This is a genomic window from Paraburkholderia hiiakae, assembly GCF_904848665.1.
Taxonomy (GTDB): domain Bacteria; phylum Pseudomonadota; class Gammaproteobacteria; order Burkholderiales; family Burkholderiaceae; genus Paraburkholderia; species Paraburkholderia hiiakae.
In genome coordinates this window covers 1-19,036 of sequence record NZ_CAJHCQ010000034.1, presented here as the reverse complement: position 1 = coordinate 19,036, position 19,036 = coordinate 1, and the positions used below count along the sequence as shown (strand labels likewise).

The 19,036-nt window shown below is 67.6% G+C and carries 16 protein-coding genes; 5 read left to right on the top strand and 11 right to left on the bottom strand.

The window, feature by feature from the left end; all coding sequences use genetic code 11:
• Positions 1–239: 239 nt before the first annotated feature.
• The 4 genes from JMY28_RS36810 to JMY28_RS36795 all read left to right on the top strand — a co-directional run bounded on the left by JMY28_RS36810 (position 240) and on the right by JMY28_RS36795 (position 3,970).
• A complete protein-coding gene (locus tag JMY28_RS36810) occupies positions 240–812 on the top strand; it encodes a chromate transporter (protein WP_201700798.1) in 573 nt (190 codons plus the stop codon).
• Positions 809–1,378 carry a chromate transporter gene (locus tag JMY28_RS36805; RefSeq protein ID WP_201700797.1) on the top strand — a complete coding sequence of 190 codons (570 nt, stop codon included), beginning with the start codon at positions 809–811 and terminating at the stop codon, positions 1,376–1,378. Before JMY28_RS36810 ends, JMY28_RS36805 begins: the two co-directional genes overlap by 4 nt.
• A 130-nt stretch (positions 1,379–1,508) precedes the next feature.
• Positions 1,509–1,832 carry a DUF4148 domain-containing protein gene (locus tag JMY28_RS36800; protein ID WP_407945579.1) on the top strand — a complete coding sequence of 108 codons (324 nt, stop codon included), beginning with the start codon at positions 1,509–1,511 and terminating at the stop codon, positions 1,830–1,832.
• Positions 1,833–2,155: 323 nt separating this feature from the next.
• Entirely contained in the window at positions 2,156–3,970 is a 1,815-nt protein-coding gene (locus JMY28_RS36795) for a trypsin-like peptidase domain-containing protein (protein ID WP_201700796.1), read from the top strand.
• Positions 3,971–4,042: 72 nt separating this feature from the next.
• On the opposite strand, the gene JMY28_RS36790 is transcribed toward JMY28_RS36795, so the two are convergent.
• From JMY28_RS36790 to JMY28_RS36780, 3 genes are read right to left on the bottom strand one after another with little or no spacing between them, the layout of a single operon-like run.
• Positions 4,043–4,897, bottom strand: a complete 855-nt coding sequence (locus JMY28_RS36790) for an anti-sigma factor family protein (protein ID WP_201700795.1) — start codon at positions 4,895–4,897, stop codon at positions 4,043–4,045.
• Positions 4,894–5,412 carry a sigma-70 family RNA polymerase sigma factor gene (locus tag JMY28_RS36785; protein WP_201700794.1) on the bottom strand — a complete coding sequence of 173 codons (519 nt, stop codon included), beginning with the start codon at positions 5,410–5,412 and terminating at the stop codon, positions 4,894–4,896. Before JMY28_RS36785 ends, JMY28_RS36790 begins: the two co-directional genes overlap by 4 nt.
• Positions 5,413–5,467: 55 nt before the next feature.
• The gene (locus JMY28_RS36780) at positions 5,468–6,199 is read right to left on the bottom strand and encodes an anti-sigma factor (RefSeq protein ID WP_201700793.1); all 732 of its coding nucleotides are present in this window, start codon (positions 6,197–6,199) and stop codon (positions 5,468–5,470) included.
• Between the two features lie 404 nt (positions 6,200–6,603).
• Between JMY28_RS36780 and JMY28_RS36775 the strand changes: the two genes are divergently transcribed.
• Entirely contained in the window at positions 6,604–8,658 is a 2,055-nt protein-coding gene (locus JMY28_RS36775; RefSeq protein WP_236597212.1) for an NHL repeat-containing protein, read from the top strand.
• 11 nt (positions 8,659–8,669) lie between these two features.
• Here the strand turns inward: JMY28_RS36775 and JMY28_RS36770 are convergent, their stop codons facing one another.
• The 8 genes from JMY28_RS36770 to JMY28_RS36735 form a co-directional block, all read right to left on the bottom strand.
• Positions 8,670–9,653 (bottom strand): diguanylate cyclase, encoded by a 984-nt coding sequence (locus JMY28_RS36770; RefSeq protein ID WP_236597211.1) that lies wholly within the window; start codon positions 9,651–9,653, stop codon positions 8,670–8,672.
• Between the two features lie 199 nt (positions 9,654–9,852).
• A complete protein-coding gene (gene cheB, locus JMY28_RS36765) occupies positions 9,853–10,878 on the bottom strand; it encodes a chemotaxis response regulator protein-glutamate methylesterase (protein WP_201700791.1) in 1,026 nt (341 codons plus the stop codon).
• A complete protein-coding gene (locus JMY28_RS36760; RefSeq protein ID WP_201700790.1) occupies positions 10,875–13,184 on the bottom strand; it encodes a hybrid sensor histidine kinase/response regulator in 2,310 nt (769 codons plus the stop codon). Before JMY28_RS36760 ends, cheB begins: the two co-directional genes overlap by 4 nt.
• Positions 13,181–13,873 carry a chemotaxis protein CheW gene (locus JMY28_RS36755; protein ID WP_201700789.1) on the bottom strand — a complete coding sequence of 231 codons (693 nt, stop codon included), beginning with the start codon at positions 13,871–13,873 and terminating at the stop codon, positions 13,181–13,183. Before JMY28_RS36755 ends, JMY28_RS36760 begins: the two co-directional genes overlap by 4 nt.
• Positions 13,866–15,341: a CheR family methyltransferase gene (locus JMY28_RS36750; RefSeq protein ID WP_201700788.1), complete on the bottom strand. Its 1,476-nt coding sequence runs from the start codon at positions 15,339–15,341 to the stop codon at positions 13,866–13,868. Before JMY28_RS36750 ends, JMY28_RS36755 begins: the two co-directional genes overlap by 8 nt.
• Complete coding sequence (locus JMY28_RS36745) at positions 15,338–15,829, bottom strand: chemotaxis protein CheW (protein WP_201700787.1); 492 nt, start codon at positions 15,827–15,829, stop codon at positions 15,338–15,340. Before JMY28_RS36745 ends, JMY28_RS36750 begins: the two co-directional genes overlap by 4 nt.
• 13 nt (positions 15,830–15,842) lie before the next feature.
• A complete protein-coding gene (locus JMY28_RS36740; RefSeq protein ID WP_201700786.1) occupies positions 15,843–17,516 on the bottom strand; it encodes a methyl-accepting chemotaxis protein in 1,674 nt (557 codons plus the stop codon).
• A 328-nt stretch (positions 17,517–17,844) separates the two neighbouring features.
• A complete protein-coding gene (locus JMY28_RS36735) occupies positions 17,845–18,513 on the bottom strand; it encodes a TetR/AcrR family transcriptional regulator (protein WP_201700785.1) in 669 nt (222 codons plus the stop codon).
• Positions 18,514–19,036: the final 523 nt, after the last annotated feature.

Genomic DNA, 19,036 nt, shown 5'->3' with positions numbered 1-19,036 from the left:
CGAGTCGCTGCGAGTCCAACCATCATAGCGGCCCTGACCTCGCGCTGAATTTTGCATGACAGCCCGCCGCTGACCGCTTAAGCGTCACAAGTGTCACGGCGCTATAATTTCGGCCACCGTTGCCGCGCTGCCCATTCAAATACCGGTAAAAGACAGACTCAGTCGCGCTGAAACCGGAAAGAAAGGCCGCACGCGACGATCGCCGAACTGTTCGGCATGACCCGCTTTCCACCATTCCCGTGACTGCTTCCCCGCCAAACGCCCCGCCGCGCCCCACGCTGTTCGGACTCTTTCTGATATTCAGCCGCATTGGCTTGACGAGCTTTGGCGGCGGCTTGAGCGGCTGGCTGTTGCGCGAATTCGTTCAGGATCGCAACTGGATCAGCGAAGAGGACTTCCTCAACGGGCTCGCCATCTCGCAGGCGCTGCCCGGCATCAACGTCAAGAACATGGCGATCTGGATCGGGCATCGGCTGCTGGGCTGGCGTGGCGCCGCCGTGGCCGTAACCGGTATCGTCGTGCCGCCCGCGTGTCTGATCATCGTGATTGGCAGCGTGGTCGGCGCGCTCATCTTCCATCCGCTCACGCAGATTCTGATCGCTGGCGCCGCTGCGGCGGCCACAGGACTGTCGCTGTCGATGGGTGTCGTCACCGCGCGACGCGTGCGGCGGCAAGGGCTGCCGCTGCTGCTCATGGCGGCGACGTTTCTTGCAATCGGCATTCTGCGTTTGTCGCTGGTGTGGGTGGTCGTGACGGGCGGCGCGGTGAGCGTGCTCTACGAATACGTGGCGATCCGCCGGGGTGCGCGATGAAGGCACGCCTGCTCGGTCAGCTAGCCGCCATTTTCGCGCCACTTTCGCTGGTGACGATCGGCGGCGGCCAGGCGATCGTCGCGGAGATTCAGCGCCAGGTCGTGGAAGTGCATCCATGGATGACGCATTCGCAATTCGCCGCCGACTTCGCGATTTCGCGCATGGCGCCGGGCCCGGGCTCGCTGCTCGTCACACTGATCGGCTGGCAGGTGGCCGGTTTCTGGGGCGCGCTCGTGGCGACCGCAGCGCTCTTGCTGCCAACGGGCTTCCTCATCTACGGCGTCACGCATATCTGGGGCCGCTATCAGGGCGCGGCGTGGCAGTTGGCGCTCGAGCGCGGCCTGCGTCCCATCGCGGCCGGCATGATGCTCGCGGCGGGCTGGGTGCTGCTCAAATCGCTGAACGGCGGCCTGCCCGCGAAGGCGATTGCCGTCGTGTCGCTTTGCGTGCTGCTCAGAACGCGGGTCAGTCCGCTCGTTCTTCTCCTTGCCGGCGCGCTTGCGCTCGTTGGCGTCAGCCTGATCGGCGCGGGCCTGCCGCATTGGCTCCAGGTACAGCTCACGTAGAAAAACACCGCGCCGTTACAACTCTACGGGAATAGCAACTCACCCGCGGCGGTATACCCAGTGCAGTCTCCGTTGATGCGACCATGCTCCAGCCGGTCGCCGAACCATGCCATTTAATCAGGAGTTCGAAATGACTAACCGCCGCCCGCTTTTCGCCTTGCTCGTCGTGATTGCTTCCATCGGCGCTGTATCCACCGCGTCCGCGCAAGGACTCACGCGTGCCCAGGTGCGCGAACAATTGATCGAAGCGCAGGCCAACGGCTCGCAATTCGTAACCGATAGCTCGTATCCCGATGTGAGCCCTGTATTCGCGCAGCAAGTCGCTCATGCGAAGGCACAGCAGCAACAGCAGCAACCCAGCGGCATGGGCGCGCCCATGCAGGGCACGAGCGACGCCGGCGCGCCGCACGGCGTGCGTCGGGCCGGTGAGTTTCTGCAACCTGTATTCGGGTAGTTGAAAGCGATCGCCGCCTCCCGCTAGCCGCCCCCCTCCCACAGTCGAACGCCCCGCTCGCGACGAGCGGGGCATCGCGCGCGCTTGTCTCGCCGCCGCCCCTCCCGCTCTCAAGCGTCCTGGCCAGCCGCAACGTCAGCCACCCGCCGTCTTCGATGCTCCGCGCATGCACCGTCACGCCGGCATGCCGAATTGCGTGCGCTACAGGACAAACCCTGCCCCCCAATTGCCTCGCGACGTGACTACACTATGTGCGTCGGCATTCGTTTGCTATCCGCGTTCGCGTGCCGCCCGCCAGCACGATCATCACTGGGAGGTGTGCTGTGCTCCGCCTGAACTTCGCCCGCACTTCGCGCCCCGCGGCCGCGCTTGCCCTCGCGCTTGTCAGCGCTTTCTGTTACGCGGCGAACGCGACAACGCCGCCTCCGGCCTCCACCAAGCCGCCCGCCAACAAAACCGCCAACAGCAAAGCCGCCGCCGATAAGGCCGCTAACGATAAGGCCGCCAACGACAAGGCGGCTAGCGACACGGCAGCCGCGCAGAAGGCCGCCGCAGAGACATCCGCGCCGGCGGCCGCCACACCCGACTTCTTCTCGCTCGCCGAGCGCTACGGCCCCGCCGTCGTGCACGTGATCGCGCACAGCGACGACGACCCGTCCGCGCAGCCCGAGCAGGAGGCCATCGACGCCGACGATCCTTTCTTCGCGTTCTTCAAGCGCGCGCCGAAGCCGGCGTCCGACGCCGACGCGAGCGGGCCGCGCGTCATGACGGGCGCGGGCTCCGGGTTCATCGTCAGCCCCGATGGCGTCGTGCTCACCACGGCGCATGTCGTCGACAACGCCGAGCAGGTGACCGTGCGGCTCACGGACAAGCGCGAGTTCAAGGCGGAGGTGGTCGCCGTCGACCCGCAAAGCGACGTTGCCGTGCTGCAGATCGACGCTCACGATCTGCCGTTCGTGAAGCTCGCCGATACGGCGAAGGTGCATGCCGGCGAACCGGTGCTCTCAATCGGGTCGCCGGACAGCTATCAGAACACCGTGACGACGGGCATCCTCAGCGCGACTTCTCGCACGCTGCCCGACGGCAAGCCGTTCCCGTTCCTCCAGACTGACGTGGCGGTCAACCCCGACAACTCCGGCGGCCCGATCTTCAATCGCGCGGGCGAGGTGATCGGCATCGACGTGCAGATTTACGCGGACGGCGGCCGCTACCAAGGCCTGACCTTCGCGATTCCGATCGACGCCGCCAACCAGTTCCGCGCCCAGTTGCAGGCGCGCAAGGCGGCGCCCCCCGGCAGCGCCAATGCGGCGAACGCGGCAAACGGCACAGGCGCGGGCAATGGCGGCACGATCCGCACCTTCGGCATGCAGATCGAAGATGTGAGCCCCGGGCTCGCGGCGGCACTCGGCTTGCCGCACGCGGGCGGCGCGCTCGTCGACGCCGTCGATCCGGCCTCGCCCATCGGCAAAGCGGGCATCCGAACCGGCGACGTGATCGTGCAGATCGGCACCAAACCCGTCGACCGGGCCGCGACGCTCGCCGCCGCGCTCGCTGCCGTACCGCCCGCCACGCCTGCCCCGCTCAAGGTGATCCGCAACCGGCAGCCAGCGGTGACCGGCTTCTCGAACACCGCGTTCGATGGCAAGGCGGAGGATGCGCCTGCGGCGGCAGCCGGGGCAGAAGGGGCAACGGCGGCACGAGCGACCGAAGTCGCACAGGCGGCGGAAAAGACCGACGCGCCAGTCGCGGCCGCCGTCGAGGCTCCGGCAAGCAAGACGCCGCCGGCTAACGTGCGCGCCGTCAAGGCAGTGATGACGGACACCGGCGCCCCGCTCGCCCAACCCGTCACCGCGCAGGCGCCGCGCCATGCCGCGGACCGCCTCGGCCTCATCGCGCACGCACTGAGCGAAGAGGAAAAGCGCTCGACCGACCTGCCGCTCGGTTTGATGGTGGAAGCCTCGACTGGCCCGGCCGCGAGCGCGGGCGTGCGGGCTGGCGACGTCGTACTGTCGCTCGACGGCACGCTGATCGAAACGCAGGAGCAAGCCACCGCGCTCGAAGCAAAGGCGACGAAGAGCATGTCGCTGCTGATTCAGCGCAATAACGCGCGCAGCTTTGTTGCTGTGAAGGTTAGGTGAAGCTCGGGTGAAGCCCGGGTCACAAGCGCGGCGCGGCGGCCCCACGAGCCGCCGTGCCCGCGCCCGGCGCGCTCACTGCTGCGTCAATTGCGCATAAACGTCATGCGAGAGCTGCAGCAGCGCCTTACGGTCGATACCGCCGGAAAGCGCGTACCCGAAATCTCCGTCCACCCAATAGAACACATTCACCGGTCCATCCTGATACAGCTTGAACGCGGTGGTGTTGGCGCTCGTCTTGCGGTGCGAGATACACAGCGTCACGCGCTCGCCTTGCGCGTTGTGATACATGAACTGCGCGACTTCGCCGCCGTCGTCGGCCGGTAACAAGCGCCCGCCCGAAAGCTCGAAGCCGCTCTTCGAGAGCATCGGCGCGCGAACGTTGGTGCCGAGCCGGTTGGCGAGCCACTTCACGAAGTCCTGCTCCTGACTGTCGTCCATCGTGGCGGGCCGCGCCACCGTCGGCATGTAGACCACGTGCGCGAGCGCCGCTTGCTGTGCGAAGCGCATGGAGCTGTCCGCGCTCACCGCGCGCAGCTCGCCGCCGCCGGCCGCGCCTGCGGGTGCGCCCGCGCCGCTCATGCCGCCCATGCCGTAGTGCACGCCCCAGCCGATTCCCACGCCCAGCAGGAGCGTCGCCGCGAGACTCGCGAAGCGCGGCCAGTTCGCCGCCTGCCGGGTGTTTCGCACCGTTTGCGCCTGCGGCTCAGGCGCGGCCACGCGCAGGCGCGCGGGCAGCGGCTCGTTGAGCACGCGGTCGTAACGCTCGTGCAGCAGGTTGTTGAGCGCGAAGAAGTCGCTCGCGCGCGCGGCAAGCTCGGGATTGCGCTCGAGCTCGCGCTCCACATCGGCGCGGCGCGCCTCGGAAAGCGTGCCGTCCACGTAGGCGTGGATCTCGTCCTGCGTGACGGGATTTTGTTGATCGCTCATCGCACCACCTTCAGATTCGCACGCGGGACGGAACCGGCCATGAGCGCGCGCAGGCGCTCACGTCCCCTCGACAGACGCGACATGACCGTACCGATCGGTATGTCGAGCGCCAATGCGACATCGGCGTAACTCATTTCCTCCAGCCCCACCAAAAGCACCACTTCGCGCTGCTCCACGGGCAGGCGCTGCAGCGCGAAATCCAGATCGCGCACTTCGAGCGCGCCCGTTTGCGTGGCGGGCACGGCGTAATCGGTTTCGGGCACGCTTTCGTCGTCGACGGAAACGTGCGCGCCGCGCGCCGCCGACTTGCGCACCTGGTTCACAAAGATGTTGTGCATGATCGTGAAAAGCCAGGCGCGCAGGTCGGTACCCGGACGAAACAGCTCCGTGCGGGCGATCGCGCGTTCGAGCGTGTCCTGCACGAGGTCGTCGGCGAGCTCGCGATTGTTGATCAGCGCGCGCGCGTAGCGTCGCAGGCGCGGCACGTGTTCTATCAGCTCGTCACGGATGTCCATGTTTCATCCTGGATTGCTGCAAAGGTCATTGCGCGATTTGCATCGCCGGGCGGGTTCACGATCCTTCGCCCTCGCGCGCCGGCGGCGTGGCGAGTGTCGCGAGGTCCGCTGCGTGCATCAAGCCGCGCGTTTGCGCGCTGCCCGCGAGCACCCAGCGCGTGCCGCGTTCGCGCCACATCAGGAGCCTCAGCGGACCCGCGCGGTGCGCGCTCCATTGGGGCGCCGCGCCCGCCAGCCAGGCGCGGCTCGCGAGCAGCACCACGCGCTCGCCCTGGCTGTTCTCGTAGACATAACGTTGCGCACTCGCGAACGCGCCAACCCGCACTTCACCGCCGCCGAGAAAGTGCAGGCCGGCCGCGCCGAAATCGAACGGCGCACGCGCCGCGCCTGCTTCCAGCGCCTCGGGCTGCGCGTTTTCGGCCTCCATCAGGGCCATGACCGCGGCGTTGTTCAGCACTTGCTGCGACGGCTGCGTCACGGCGATCCACCCCCATGCGCCAACCGCCAACACGAGGGCGGCCGCGAGAGCGAGAGCGTAGCGCGACACCCGCCTGCCTCGGGCGGGAGCGGTGCGCGAGTGCGCCGTCTGCGCCGCCGGCGCCGGGTAGGCATCGCGGATCTGGGCGTTCAGGCGCCGATAGAACAGGATGCGATGCCATTCGCCAGGCTTGCCCGCGAGGTAGCGGCGCACGTGCGCCACCCGCGCGCCGGCGAGCGTGCCGTCGCTATAGGCCTGGATATCGGCTTCGGAAACTGGCGGCTCGTCGAGCGGCCCGCGAAACTTCATGATCTTGATTCAATGCTGATTGGGTGGCGATGCGGGGACTAACACGCGGCGGGCGCGGATTATTCCTCCGGGCGACGAAATTCCCTTTTTGCACTGTGCTCGAGCGATTTTGCGCCGCGCGGACCGCTCATTCATCGCATCCGCATAAAAAAACGCCACATTACCCGCATTGAATAATATTTGAATTATTTCCTTAAACGCCCATGCGAGCATCACGCCCAACAGCCGTACACCCTCCGGCAAGTTCGTGATTTACGGGAATTCAAGTGAAAAATGCTGCTCGCTTCATCGCCTTGTCATTTGCGCTGCAAGGTCTCGCGATTCAACCAGCCGTCGCGCAAAGCGCGCTCAACTACACAACGTCCTGGATCGGCAACAGCTTCGGTTTCGGCGACGGCAAGTGGATGCAGCAGGACGTAGAGGCGATTGCCGTCGCGCCCGACGGCACCGTCTACGCAAACGCGCCTTGGGACGAAAGCGGTAGCGAGATCGGCGTCTACCGCGGCGGCGACAAACTCGCCGTGGCCGGCAACACGCACGGCTGGGGCAATGCGGGCGGCGACGCCATCGCGGCGAACAGCACCTACGTGTATGCCGCGATGTCGATCGGCAACGAGGGCAACGGCCTTGTGGGCGCGGACTATCCGCCTGCAAACCAGACGTGGTTCGGCGTGACGCGCCGTCTGCGCTCGGACGTAACGCAGGGCGCGCCGTTCGCGAGCGGCATTGGCAACAGCGCGAACGCGACCAAAAACAGCTTCCTGCGCGTGCTCGCCGCGCCGAGCGGCAGCGACGGCGCCGTGCGCGGCCTCGCGTCCACCGATACGCAGTTGTACGTTGCCGATACCGCAGACAACCGCATCGTGGTCTACGACGCGCAGACCATGCGTCAACTGCGTTCGTTCACCGTGCCCTCGCCGGGGCGCATTGCGCTCGCGAGCGACGGCACGCTGTGGCTGATTCAGGGCTTGCAGGACGCGAGCGGCCCTAGCATCGGCCACTACCGCACGGACGGCACCGCGCTCAACGATGCGCCCGTGCTGCCCGCGGGCACGGTGCCCACCGACCTCGCTTTCGCGCCATCCGGCCAACTCTCGATTGCCGACAACGGACCCACGCAGCAGATCCTGCTCTACACGCGCACGCCGAACGGCCAGATGGCGGCAGCGGGCACGCTCGGCACGCGCCAGGGCATCTTCCACGTCGTGGAGGGCAAGCCCGGCGACTGGCGCTTTAACGGCATCACGAGCATCGGCTACGACCAGGCGGGCAATCTGTACGTCGCGCAGAACGGCCAGGGGCCACGGCCTTACGGCACCGCGCTCGTAGGCCAGGGAGCGGTGCTCGAAAGCTATGCGATGGGCGCGCGCTCGCTGGCCTGGCGCCTCTACGGCCTCACTTTCGTCGATGCCGCTGCCTTCGACCCGGCCAATACCGCAAACGTCTTTACCGGCTCGAAACGCTTCACGCTCGACTACCGCCAGGCGCCTGGCAAGCAATGGACCTATGCGGGCTTCACGCTCGACCGCTTCACTTATCCCGACGATCCTGCGCTCCATTCCACGCGCGGCGTGCGCGGCTCGCCGATGGTGCGCCGTTTCGATGGCCGGCGGTTCCTCTACACGCTCGACCAGTACGCGCGCTACCTGAACATCTACCGCTTCTCGCCCGCAACCGATGGCGAAATCGCGATTCCCTCGGGCTTGCTCGCCCAGAATCCGATGCCGGGCGACTGGCCCGCCGGTCAACCGACCTACGGCGAATGGATGTGGCGCGACGCGAACGGCGACGGCCATGTGGATGCCAGCGAGATCACGTCGAACCCCTCGACGGGCGCGACTGTCGGCAACGGCTACTGGTGGGTGGACACGCCCGGCAACGTGTGGCTCGCCACGCCGCTTTCGGGTATCCGCGAGATGCCGATGCAAGGGCTCGACGCGCACGGCAATCCCCAGTACACCTATGCATCGTCGAAGATGTTCCCGATGCCGACGCCGTTCAACCGCATTGCGCGTATCGTCTATGTGGCCGAAACCGACACGATGTACATCACCGGCTTCACCGCGGACATTGCGTGGGATGCCTCGCACTGGAAGGAAGCGGGGCCTGTGCTCGCGCGTTATGACAACTGGTCGAGCGGTTCGCCCACGCTTACGTGGCAAGCGTCGTTGCCCTGGAACACGAGCAGCAGTCCGCAAGTGACGACGGTGGGGATCGCCGTGGCCGGGAACTACGTGTTCATCGCTGAGCTATACACGCAGAAAATCGACGTGTACGACGCGCGCAGCGGTCAGATCGTCGGCTCGATGACACCCGGTGCGGACGTGGGCAGCACGAGCGGATGGGTGGACATTTATATGGGCATGAGCGCGGCGCAGCGTGATAACGGCGATTACGTGGTGCTCGTGGAGGACGATGCGCGCGCCAAAATCCTGATGTATGACTGGACGCCGCGTTAAACCTCGACGCTCTACTCGCGCCCGGAGACCTGCGTGGAAAACGCCACGCGATTACGCCCATCGCGCTTGGCCCGGTAGAGCGCGGCGTCGGCTTCCTCGATCAGCGCCGTTTCCGCGAGTCCCGGCGCGGGCGTGAGCGTGGCCACGCCAACGCTGATCGTGAGGTGCTCGCTCACGGCGGAGCCCACGTGCGGCAGAGCGAGCCCCGCAACGTCGCGGCGCATTTTCTCGGCGAGCAGCCGCGCGCCCGCGCTGCCCGTGCCCGGCAAGACAACTGCGAACTCCTCGCCGCCGAAGCGCGCCACGAGGTCGCGCGGCTGACGTATTTCGCGACGGATCGTCGTCGCCACCGAGCGCAGCACGTTGTCGCCCGACACGTGGCCGTAGGTGTCGTTATAGGGTTTGAAGTAGTCCACGTCGATCATCAGCAGTGACACCTCGGTGCGCTCGCGTTCCGCGCGTTTCCACTCGGCGCTCAGGAATTCGTCGAGATAACGCCGGTTCGAGAGACCCGTGAGGCCATCCGAATGCGTGAGGCGGCGCAGTTCGAGGTTCGCGCGGAGCAGTTCTTGCTGCGAGCGGCGCAACGCGCGATACGCCTCGTCGCGCTGGAGCATGTTTACGTAGGATCGCGAATGATATTTCACGCGTGCGATCAGCTCGACGCTGTCCGGCAGCTTGACGAGGTAGTCGTTCGCGCCCGAGGCGAACGCCGCGCTCTTGATGGCGGGCTCCTCCTTGGTGGAGAGCACGATGATCGGCACGTCGCGCGTCGCTTCGTTCGCGCGATAGGCGCGCACGAGCGTGAGGCCGTCGGTGCCCGGCATCACGAGGTCCTGCAGGATCACGGTCGGGCGCACTTCCTCGGCGGTGCGCACGGCCTGGTCGGGATGCGCGCAATAGTGGAAGTCGATCTCGCGCTCGCTCGCGAGCGAGCGGCGCACGGCCTCGGCCACGATCGCCTGGTCGTCCACCAGCAGCACCATCATCGGCATGTCGGCGGCGGGCAGCGGTTGCTCCAGCGCGCTGCGCACGGCCTCCAGCGCGACGGCGAGCGAGGCGTCGTCGGCGCTGCTGGGGTCGAGGGCAGCATCAAGGGCCGTCTCGAGGCCCGTGCTATCGGCAACGTTTGCGCTGGTTGGAAGAGTGGACTTCTCGGTCATGATGTCGGTCGCGTCTCGTGATGGCTGGCGTTTAGCCGGCAGATTGATGCGGTGATTTCACCCGGCTCGCAAGCTCGGGGGCAATGGCGCCAAGCGGCAGGATCGCGCGCGCGGCGAAAAGCGCCGCCGCCGCCTTCGGCATGCCGTACACGGCGCTGGTCGCCTCGTCCTGGGCGATGGTGTGCCAGCCCTTGGCGCGCATCGCCTTCAGGCCGATGGCGCCGTCACGTCCCATGCCGGTGAGCAGCACGCCAATCGCCTCGCCCGTCCAGCGCTCGACGAGGCTGTGAAAAAACGTATCGACGGAGGGACGGTACGGTGTGTCGGCCGGCTCGCGAGTGTAAGCCAGCTTGCCGCCGGCTGTCATGCGCAGATGATCGTTGGTCGCGGCGAGCAGCACGCAACCGGGCGCGGGCTGCTCGCCTTCGAGCGCAATGCGCACCGTGAGCGGTGTCTGGCCGTCGAGCCAGGCGGCCATGCCCGCGGCGAACGACTGGTCTACGTGCTGCACGATCACGATGCTCGCGCCGAAACTGGCGGGCAGCGCGCCGAGCACGGCGGCGAGCGCGCCGGGTCCGCCCGCCGAGGCACCGATCGCGACGAGCGGCGCCTTCGGCATGCCTGGCACTGCTGCGGCCGGCGCGCGCGCGGTGAAATCGAGCGCGCCGGACACGCGCCCGATCTGCTCGATCTTCGCGAGCAACAGGTCCATCGTGCGGCGCGTATCGGGCCCGGCGAGCGTGGGCGTGTCCACGGCATCGAGCGCGCCCGCGCCCATCGCCTCGTAGACGCGCCAGGCGTTCGCACCCACGCTGCTCGTCACGATCAAAATGGGGCACGGCGAGCGCGCCATGATCTGCCGCGTGGCCTCCACGCCGTCTAGTTTCGGCATCACGAGATCCATGAGGATCACGTCGGGCACTTGGGCCGCGCAGAACTGCACGGCTTCCTCGCCGTTTGCCGCCACCCACAGCACGCGATGGCCTGGCCGCGTCGCGATGGCCTGACGCAGCGCCTCGACTGCGAGCGGCATGTCGTTGGCGATACCGATTTTCATCCTGTCGACTCCCCGATCAGGTCGTGTACGGCGTCGAGCAGCGCTTCGTCGTGGAAGCTGCCCTTGGTCAGATAGTAGTCGGCGCCCGCGTCGAGGCCGCGCCGCCGGTCGTCTTCACGATCCTTGTACGAGACGATCATCACTGGCACGTTGCGATGCATCGCGTCGCTCTTGATCATCGTGACGAGTTCGATGCCGTCCATGCGCGGCATGTCGACGTCGGTGATCACAAGGTCGAAGTGCGCGTTGCGCAAGGTGTTCCAGCCGTCCATGCCGTCCACCGCCACAGTCACATCATAGCCGCGCTTTTCGAGCAGCTTGCGCTCCAGCTCACGCACCGTCAAGGAGTCCTCGACAACGAGAATGCGCTTGCGTGCGCGCGCCCCGTCTTGTGCCCCGCCGCGCGCGACGCCCGCGAGTTGACCGTCGCGCACGAGACGCCCAACCGATGTCACGATGTCCTCCACGTCGACGATCAGCGCGACCTCGCCGTCGTCGAGCAACGCCGCGGCCGACACGTTGCGCACCTTGCCCAGACGCGCGTCGAGCGGCTGCACGGCGAGCGTGCGCTCGCCTGCGAAGCGGTCCACGGCCACGCCATAAAGGCCCGTTTCGCTGCCCACCAGCACCACGTTCAGGTCTTCCGTGGCCGTGGGTTCGGCGCCTGCACCGAGCAGTTGACGCGCGGTCACGAGTCCCACGGGCCGCCCTTCGAAAGCAATGTGCTGTTGGCCTTCGAGCATCTCGATCGTGCTGCGCGGCACGCTGAGCGCACGGCGCACGTGCGCGAGTGGGAACCCATAGGCTTCGCCCGCGACCTCGACGATCAGGCTGCGCACCACCGAGAGCGTGAGTGGCAACTGCAGCACGAAGCGCGTGCCCTGCCCCGCCGCGCTTTCGATGCGCACCGTGCCGCGCACGGCCTTCGCGAAGTTCTGCACGGCGTCGAGGCCTACGCCGCGGCCCGACACGTCGGTCACGGTGTCGCGCAGCGAGAAGCCAGGCAGCAGCAGGAAGTCGAACAACTCGGCGTCGGACATCGCGGCAACGGCCTCGCGCTGCGCGAGCGAGCGCGCGACGATGTTCGTGCGCAGTGCGTCGAGATCGATGCCCGCGCCGTCGTCGGCCACGGCGATCAGCAGCTTGCCCGCGCTATGACGCGCTTCGAGCGTCAGGCTCGCCTCTTCGGGCTTGCCAGCGCGCCGTCTTGTTTCGGGGTCCTCGATACCGTGATCGAGCGCATTGCGCAGCAAGTGGCCGAGCGGCGCGTCGAGCATTTCGAGGATGTCGCGATCGACCTGCGTCGACTCGCCGACAATCGCGAAGCGCACGCGCTTGCCGAGCGAGCGCGCAAGGTCGCGCACCACGCGCGGATACGTGTGCGCGGCATCGCCGAATGGCCGCATGCGGCATTGCAGCGCCTCGTCGTAGAGGCTCTGCGCGAGTTGCGTGCCGCGCCGGTCGATACGGTCGATGTCGTCGAATCGTTCGGATAGCTGATGATCCAGCGACGCCAGCGCATTGCGAATGCCGGCAAGCGCGACGCGTGCGTCGGCGTCGAGCGCATCGGCGTGGCGTTCCTGGAACTGTCCCAATGCCGCGAGCACGTCGCCCTGCGCGCGGCGCGTGCGCAAGAGACCGTCGGCGAACGGCCGCATACGGCGCGACTCCACCAGCGATTCGCCTGCGAAACCGAGCAAGCGATCGAGCGTCCCGGCGCGCACGCGCAGCATGCGCTCGGCGTCGGCTGAACGTGGCTGCGAGGGTCGCGCCAGTGCGGCAGGTTCAACGTCGGCGGACGCCGCGGCTTCACGCTGCGTCTCGGGCTGCGGCTCGGGTAGACGCAGCGACGCCGCCAGAGCGGCGAGGTCGTCGGCCTCGGGGACACGCACGCTCGCGGCAGCGGCGTCCGCGCCTGGCAGAACTACGCCCTGCAGGCGCGCAACGAACGCCTCGACCGCCTCGCGCGAAAGCGGCGGTGCCGAGACGTCGCCCGCCGCGATCAGCAAGTCGATGCCGACGAGCAGCGCATCGATGCGCGCCGCGTCGATGCGCAACTCGCCGCGCTGCGCGGCCACGAAGCAATCCTCCATCGCGCTCGCCACCTCGACCGCCTCCGGCAGTCCGACAATGCGCGCCGCGCCCTTGAGCGAGTGCGTGGCGCGCATGCAGGCTTCGAGCGTCGAGGCATCCTCGGGAGCGGATTCGAGCGCGAGCAGGCCCGCGGATAGCGTGCGCGTCTGCGCCGCTGCCTCCTCATGGAATAGGTCGAGAAGCGAGCGGCGGCTCAGTTCGTCGTCGCTCATCGCAAACTCCTTGCAAGTGCATCGAATAGCATGTCGGCGTCGAGCACGCCCACCGAACGCCCGCGCCAGTGCGTCACGCCGCGCACATGCCGCCCGGCCGATTGCGCGAGCGTGGCCGGCGCAGGCAGGAGCGCGTCGGCGCCGAAGCTCGTTACGCCCTCCACGGCGTCGACGGGAAACGCCGTCGTCGCGCCCGCCCATTCGGTCACGAGCAGCCGCGGCGTGGCAGCACGCGCTTGCACGCCTGCCGTGGCCGCTTCGATATGCAGGAGCGCCGCCAGCGATACCGCGAGCGTGAGCACGCCGCGCACGTTCACAACGCCCAGCACGGCGGCGCTGCGCCGGTGCGGCAACGTGTGGATGGTCCGCGCTTCGTCCACCTGGCGCAGCGCTGTAGCGGGCAGCGCGAGCCATTCGGCGCCCACGCGAAACACGAGCGAGCCTTCGTGGCGCGTCCGCGGGCCGGCGGACTCAGGCACGCGTTCGGGCGCAAGCGCCGATGACGCAAGCGGCGCGGGCCGGTCGAGCATGCGCGCCGCCGCGTCTTCGAAAACCGGGCAATTCAGGCAACGCACGCACGTTTCGAGGCGCGGGCACGAGTTGTCGCCGAGCGTGCCGATGGTTTTCCAGCACGGGTCGGGCGGTTGTGCGGCGAGCACCAGGTCCTCCGTGAAGTCGCGCTCAGGCATACGTGCCTCCTGCATTCGCTGCGCCGCGCCGTGCCATTTCCTGCGCCGCGCGCTTCGCTCGGCGCATCAGACGGCGCGCACCCTCGCCGTCGCCCTGCACTTCGAGCAGCGCAGCCAGATGCGTGAGCGCTTCGTAGTGCGAAGGCTCCAGATAGATGGCCTTGCGATAGTGCGCGAGGGCTTCGGCGGGACGGCCCTGCGCATCGGCGATCAGGGCTAACAGGTACCAGGTGTCCGCGTTCTGCGCCAGCGCCTTCGCCGCTTGCGCGGCGAGGCGTTCGGCCTCGTCGAGCGCGCCTGCATCGGCCAGGCGCCGCGCGTCGGCGAGCGCCGCTTCAGGCGTGGACCCGGTGGACAGCGCGCCCGAAGCCGGCGCGCGCACCACGGCGGCGGCGCGTGGTGCCGGCGCACCGTGCAAGGGCCGCAGCGAAAGCTGCGGCGGTGCGGGTCGGCGCGCCGCCGCGGCCACAGGCGCGTCCAGCGGCGTGAACACCGGTGCGCTGCCGAAAGCCGGCGCCGCTGCCGTAGCCGCGATCACCGGCAGTGGCGTGAGCGCAGGCGGTACCGCTGCCGCCGGGCTCGCCGGATGATGATCCGCCGTGGCGCCGGGTTCAGGCGTACGAAAACCGAACGCGAGCGGAATATAGGCGGACACCATCTCATGGCGCATCATCAGCCCTGTTTCCGCCGGTCCGACGAAGATCATGCCGCCCGCCGTGAGGCGCGCACGCAGGAGGTCGATTGCGCGGTCCTGCGCGGCGCGCTCGAAATAGATCAGCACGTTGCGGCAGAAAATGAAGTCGTAGCGCACGGGGTGCGGTGCGAGCCATTCGAACAGGTTCGCGCGCTCGAACGTCACGGCGCGCCGCACCGACGCGGCGATACGCCATCCGTCGGGCGTCGCCTCGAAGTAGCGCTCGCGAAACGCGAGGCCGTCGCCGCGAAACGCATTGCGGCCGTACACGCCGCGCGCGGCCGCCGCAATGGACTGCCCGCTGATGTCGATCGCGTCGATGGCGAACTGCTCCTGCGTCAGCCCCGCATCGAGCAGCGCCATGACCGCCGAGTACGGCTCCTCGCCGCTCGAGCACGGCGCGCTCAGCACGCGCAGCACGTCACCCGGCTGCGCGGCCAGCCGCTTCGCACCCAGGCGCGCGAGCGCGGCGAAGGCCTCGCGCTCGCGAAAAAACCAGGTCTCGGGCACCACGAGCGCGTCGATCAGCGCCAGGCGCTCGGCAGGCGTGGTCGTGAGACGCTGCCAGTACGCTTCGCGCGCCCATTCGGGCAGCACGGCGCCGCTCATCCACTCCTTGCGCGTCTCGGCAGGATGCAGATCCGCCTCGACCTCGACCGTCACCGCCGCCCGTGCGCCCACCGCGCGCGCGAGCGCATTGGCGCCCAGCGATTCGGCGTCGATGCCGGTTTCTTCGAGCAGCCAGGCGGCGAAGCGCGGGTCGGCCTGTCTCATGGCGCGCCTTGCCACGAAGGCGGATCGGGAAAGAGCAGCGCACGCACGCGCGCATCGAGCAGATGGGCGACTTTCACCCACTGCACGAAACCGCGCTCGTCGGACGCGACGGGGCCGAGCCAGCGCGCCTCGGGCGTCGCGATGCCGCCTTCGGCGAAACGCTCGGGCGCGATCGACTGCGTGCGCGTCGCGCTTTCGAGCAGCAACGCGAGGCGACGCGGCGGCGCGCATGCAGCCGCGCCGGCGTCATCGCCACGGTCGTACACGAGCACGAGCCGCGTGGACATGAGCGCGCGCGCGGGCCGCCCGAGCGCGAGCATCGGCAGATCGACCACGGGCACGGCCGCGCCCTCGTAGTCGATCACGCCGGCGATATACGCGGGCGTGCCCGGAAACGCGCGCACGGGAGCCAACGGCAGCACGTGCGCGATCTCGCGGGCATCGAGCGCGTAACGTTCGCCGTCCAGTTCGAACACCAGGAAGAGCATCACCGCTCCCGCGTCACGCCTCGATCCTGAACCGCGACACGCCGGTGCGCAGTTCGTTGGCGACGAGCGTGAGATTGTCGATGGCCTGCGACGACTGGCGCAGCGACTCCGCCGTCTGCTGGGCGGCCTCGGAAAGCTGCGTGAGCGCCTGGGTGATCTGCTCGGCGCTCGTGGCCTGCGCCTGCATGCCGTCGTTCACGACCTGGAAGCGCGGCGCGAGCGTCTGCACCGCGCCGATGATCTGCGAAAGCTGGGCGCCCACGGCCTGCACATCGTGCATGCCGCGCCGGACTTCTTCCGCGAACTTGTCCATGCCCATCACGCCCGCCGACACCGCCGACTGAATCTCCTTCACGGTCTGCTCGATGTCGTAGGTCGCCACCGCCGTCTGGTCGGCGAGACGCCGGATCTCGGTGGCGACCACGGAGAAGCCGCGCCCGTACTCGCCCGCCTTCTCCGCTTCGATCGCCGCGTTTAGCGAAAGCAGGTTGGTCTGGTCGGCCACCTTCGTGATCGTCGCCACGACTTGATTGATGCTCACAGCCTTCTCGTTGAGGATGGCGAGCTTCGCGTTCACCGAGCCCGCGGCTTCCATCACGCTGCGCATGGTGTCTTCCATGTGCGTGAGGCCGCTCTGGCTCGTGCTGGCGAGCCCGGCCGACTGCTCGGCCACCGTCGCCACCTCGCTCATGGTCCGCACGAGGTCACGCGCCGTGGCATAGATCTCGCGCGAGGTCGCGCCGATCTCGGTCGTGGTGGCCGCCGTCTCGCTCGCCGTGGCCTGCTGCTCCTTCGAGGTCGCGGCCACTTCGGCCACGGAGGTCGTGACCTGCAGCGACGACTTCTGCGCCTGGGCCACGAGGCTCGCCAGTTCGTCGCTCATGCGGTTGAAGCCGTCCTCCAGCACGCCGAATTCGTCGCCGCGGTTCAACGCGAGGCGCTGCGAAAGGTTGCCGGTGCGCATGGAGTCGTGCACCTCCACGAGCCGCGCCATCGGCACCGTGATCGCGCGATAAAGCGCGTACCCCGTGGCGAGCGCGGCGATCAGCACGACGCCGAGCGCCGTCGCGAGCGTGATTTCCGTGCCCGTGACTGAACTGCGAATGGTCTGCGCGGATTCGTCGGCCTGCTGACGGTTCTCCTCGACGAGCGCATTGGCCGTGGCGAGCACTTCCTGCCACGCCGGCCCGATTTGCATGAACGCGGCCTGCGCTGCCGGGCGCGATGCGCTCAGCTGGCTTGCCACGGCCTTCGCCATCGGCAGATAGCGCGCGTAGGCGTCGCGAAAGCGCTGAAAGCGCTCGCGGTCGTCCGCCCGAAAGAGCGAGCGCTCGTACTGCCGCGCGTTCTCGTCCACCTGCGCCATCGCCGTGGGCAGCGCGGCAACATCGCGCGCAATGCTCTGCGGATCGGCATCGACGAAGGCCGCGCGCTCCACGAGGTTGTAAGTCTGGTTGGCCGCCGCGCGCAACGAGGTCGCGTAGAACAGCCCGGGCACCGAATCGTGCGTGAGGCTCATCGCCTCGCTGTCGATGGCGCGCAGGCGATCCCAGGAGATGGCGGCCATTGCGAGCATCAGCACGAACAGCAAGCCAAAGCTGAGGACAATGCGCGTGCCGAGGGTGTAACGACCCTGAGTCTGTCGCGGCAGGCCGGCTTGGCCGGAACGGGGCATGGCTGTGCTCATTGCGCTTGGGACTCTCCGGTGGCGTGGACCGGCGCACCGCCCCTGCCGGCGAGGCAGGGCGCGGCTGCGCAGGGCGAGGCCGCGAGCGGCGGCCTTGTCCGCCGTAGTGTAATGCGTTTGCGCACTTTTTTGGGACAAGCAACGCTAGCTGACAGCCGCGCAGAACGGGGCTCGCCGGGCTTTTGGAGATGAATTTGTAGCGTTCGCCGGGGCGTTTTGGCAGCACTGCGCGGCGCTGTGCGGGCAGGCGGGCACGCCTTGACCAATGCGTCACGCATCGACCCGGCGCGCGCGAAGCGGCCAGGGCGGCCGCGTCTTTCGGGCCGCCTTACTTCTTCACAAAGCGCAGCGTCGCATCGACGATCATCTCGCGATGGCGCGCGCGCAGGCGCGGATGCGACGGGTCGCGCCCGAACGCGGCGCCGAACGTGTGGCGGTTGCCTACACGGTGAAAGCACATCGAGCTGATGAGCAGGTGCAGATCGATGGGATCGATGTCGTCGCGGAACGCGCCGCTCGCCACCCCGCGCGCAAGCAGGTCCTCGATCGTGCGGATCGCGCTGGCGTTGCGGCTGCGGAAGGTCTTCAGGCGCTCGATGTACTTTGCGCCGTGAATGTTCTCGATGGTCACGAGGCGCACGAAGTCGCGATGGCGGTCGTGATAGTCGAAGGTGAATTCGACGAGACGCCGCAGGCCTTCCGTGGGGTCCAGTTCGTCGATGTGCAGGTCCAGTTCGAGCGCGCGGATGTCGCCGTAGACCTTGTCGAGCACCGCTTCGTACAACCCTTCCTTGCTGCCGAAGTAGTAGTACAGCATGCGCTTGGTGGTATTGGTGCGCTCGGCGATCGCGTCTACACGCGCGCCGGCGAGACCCATCGCCGAGAACTCGGCGGTCGCGACTTCGAGGATATTGCGCTTGGTCTGCTCGGGATCGTACTTGCGCCGGCTTTCGGATTGAGCATCGTTGCGTTCGGCCGAAGCCGCCGGTCTTGCCATGTTTTTTCTGGCCCGCAGCAGGGAAGGAATGCGGGCGATTCTAGCATGGGGAAGGATGCCTCAAACCGCGTGCCGCGGGGCGTTTGTATTTGCGACTCCATGGGCTTTGGCCTTTCCTTGTTTTCGTGTCGGTTTGCAAGCATTGCCCCGCGCAGGGGCATGACGTCGGCATCGGGCGTGCGGCTGGAGCCGGCAGCGGCGTAAGGCAGTCATGCGTATCGACAATATCCAGCCGGGACTCTTCCTCATCGATGACGAAGGCAACGTTTTCAACGAAAGAATATCAACGGTCTCAATAAAGATTCGCATTGACGATCTACCGCCGCCTCATTGGGCTTTAACGGTTACTTGCATTCCAAACGATGACATCCCTCAGGGAGCATTTGCTCCCAGACAAACAACGACATTACGAAGGGCTCCGAAGCATTGCTCCGACAAATGGCCGAAGGTATAAGGGAAGGATGGCCTGTATAAGGCCACTACCACGGCTCGTCCCATCCGCAGCCCATTCATGCGGGCCGTG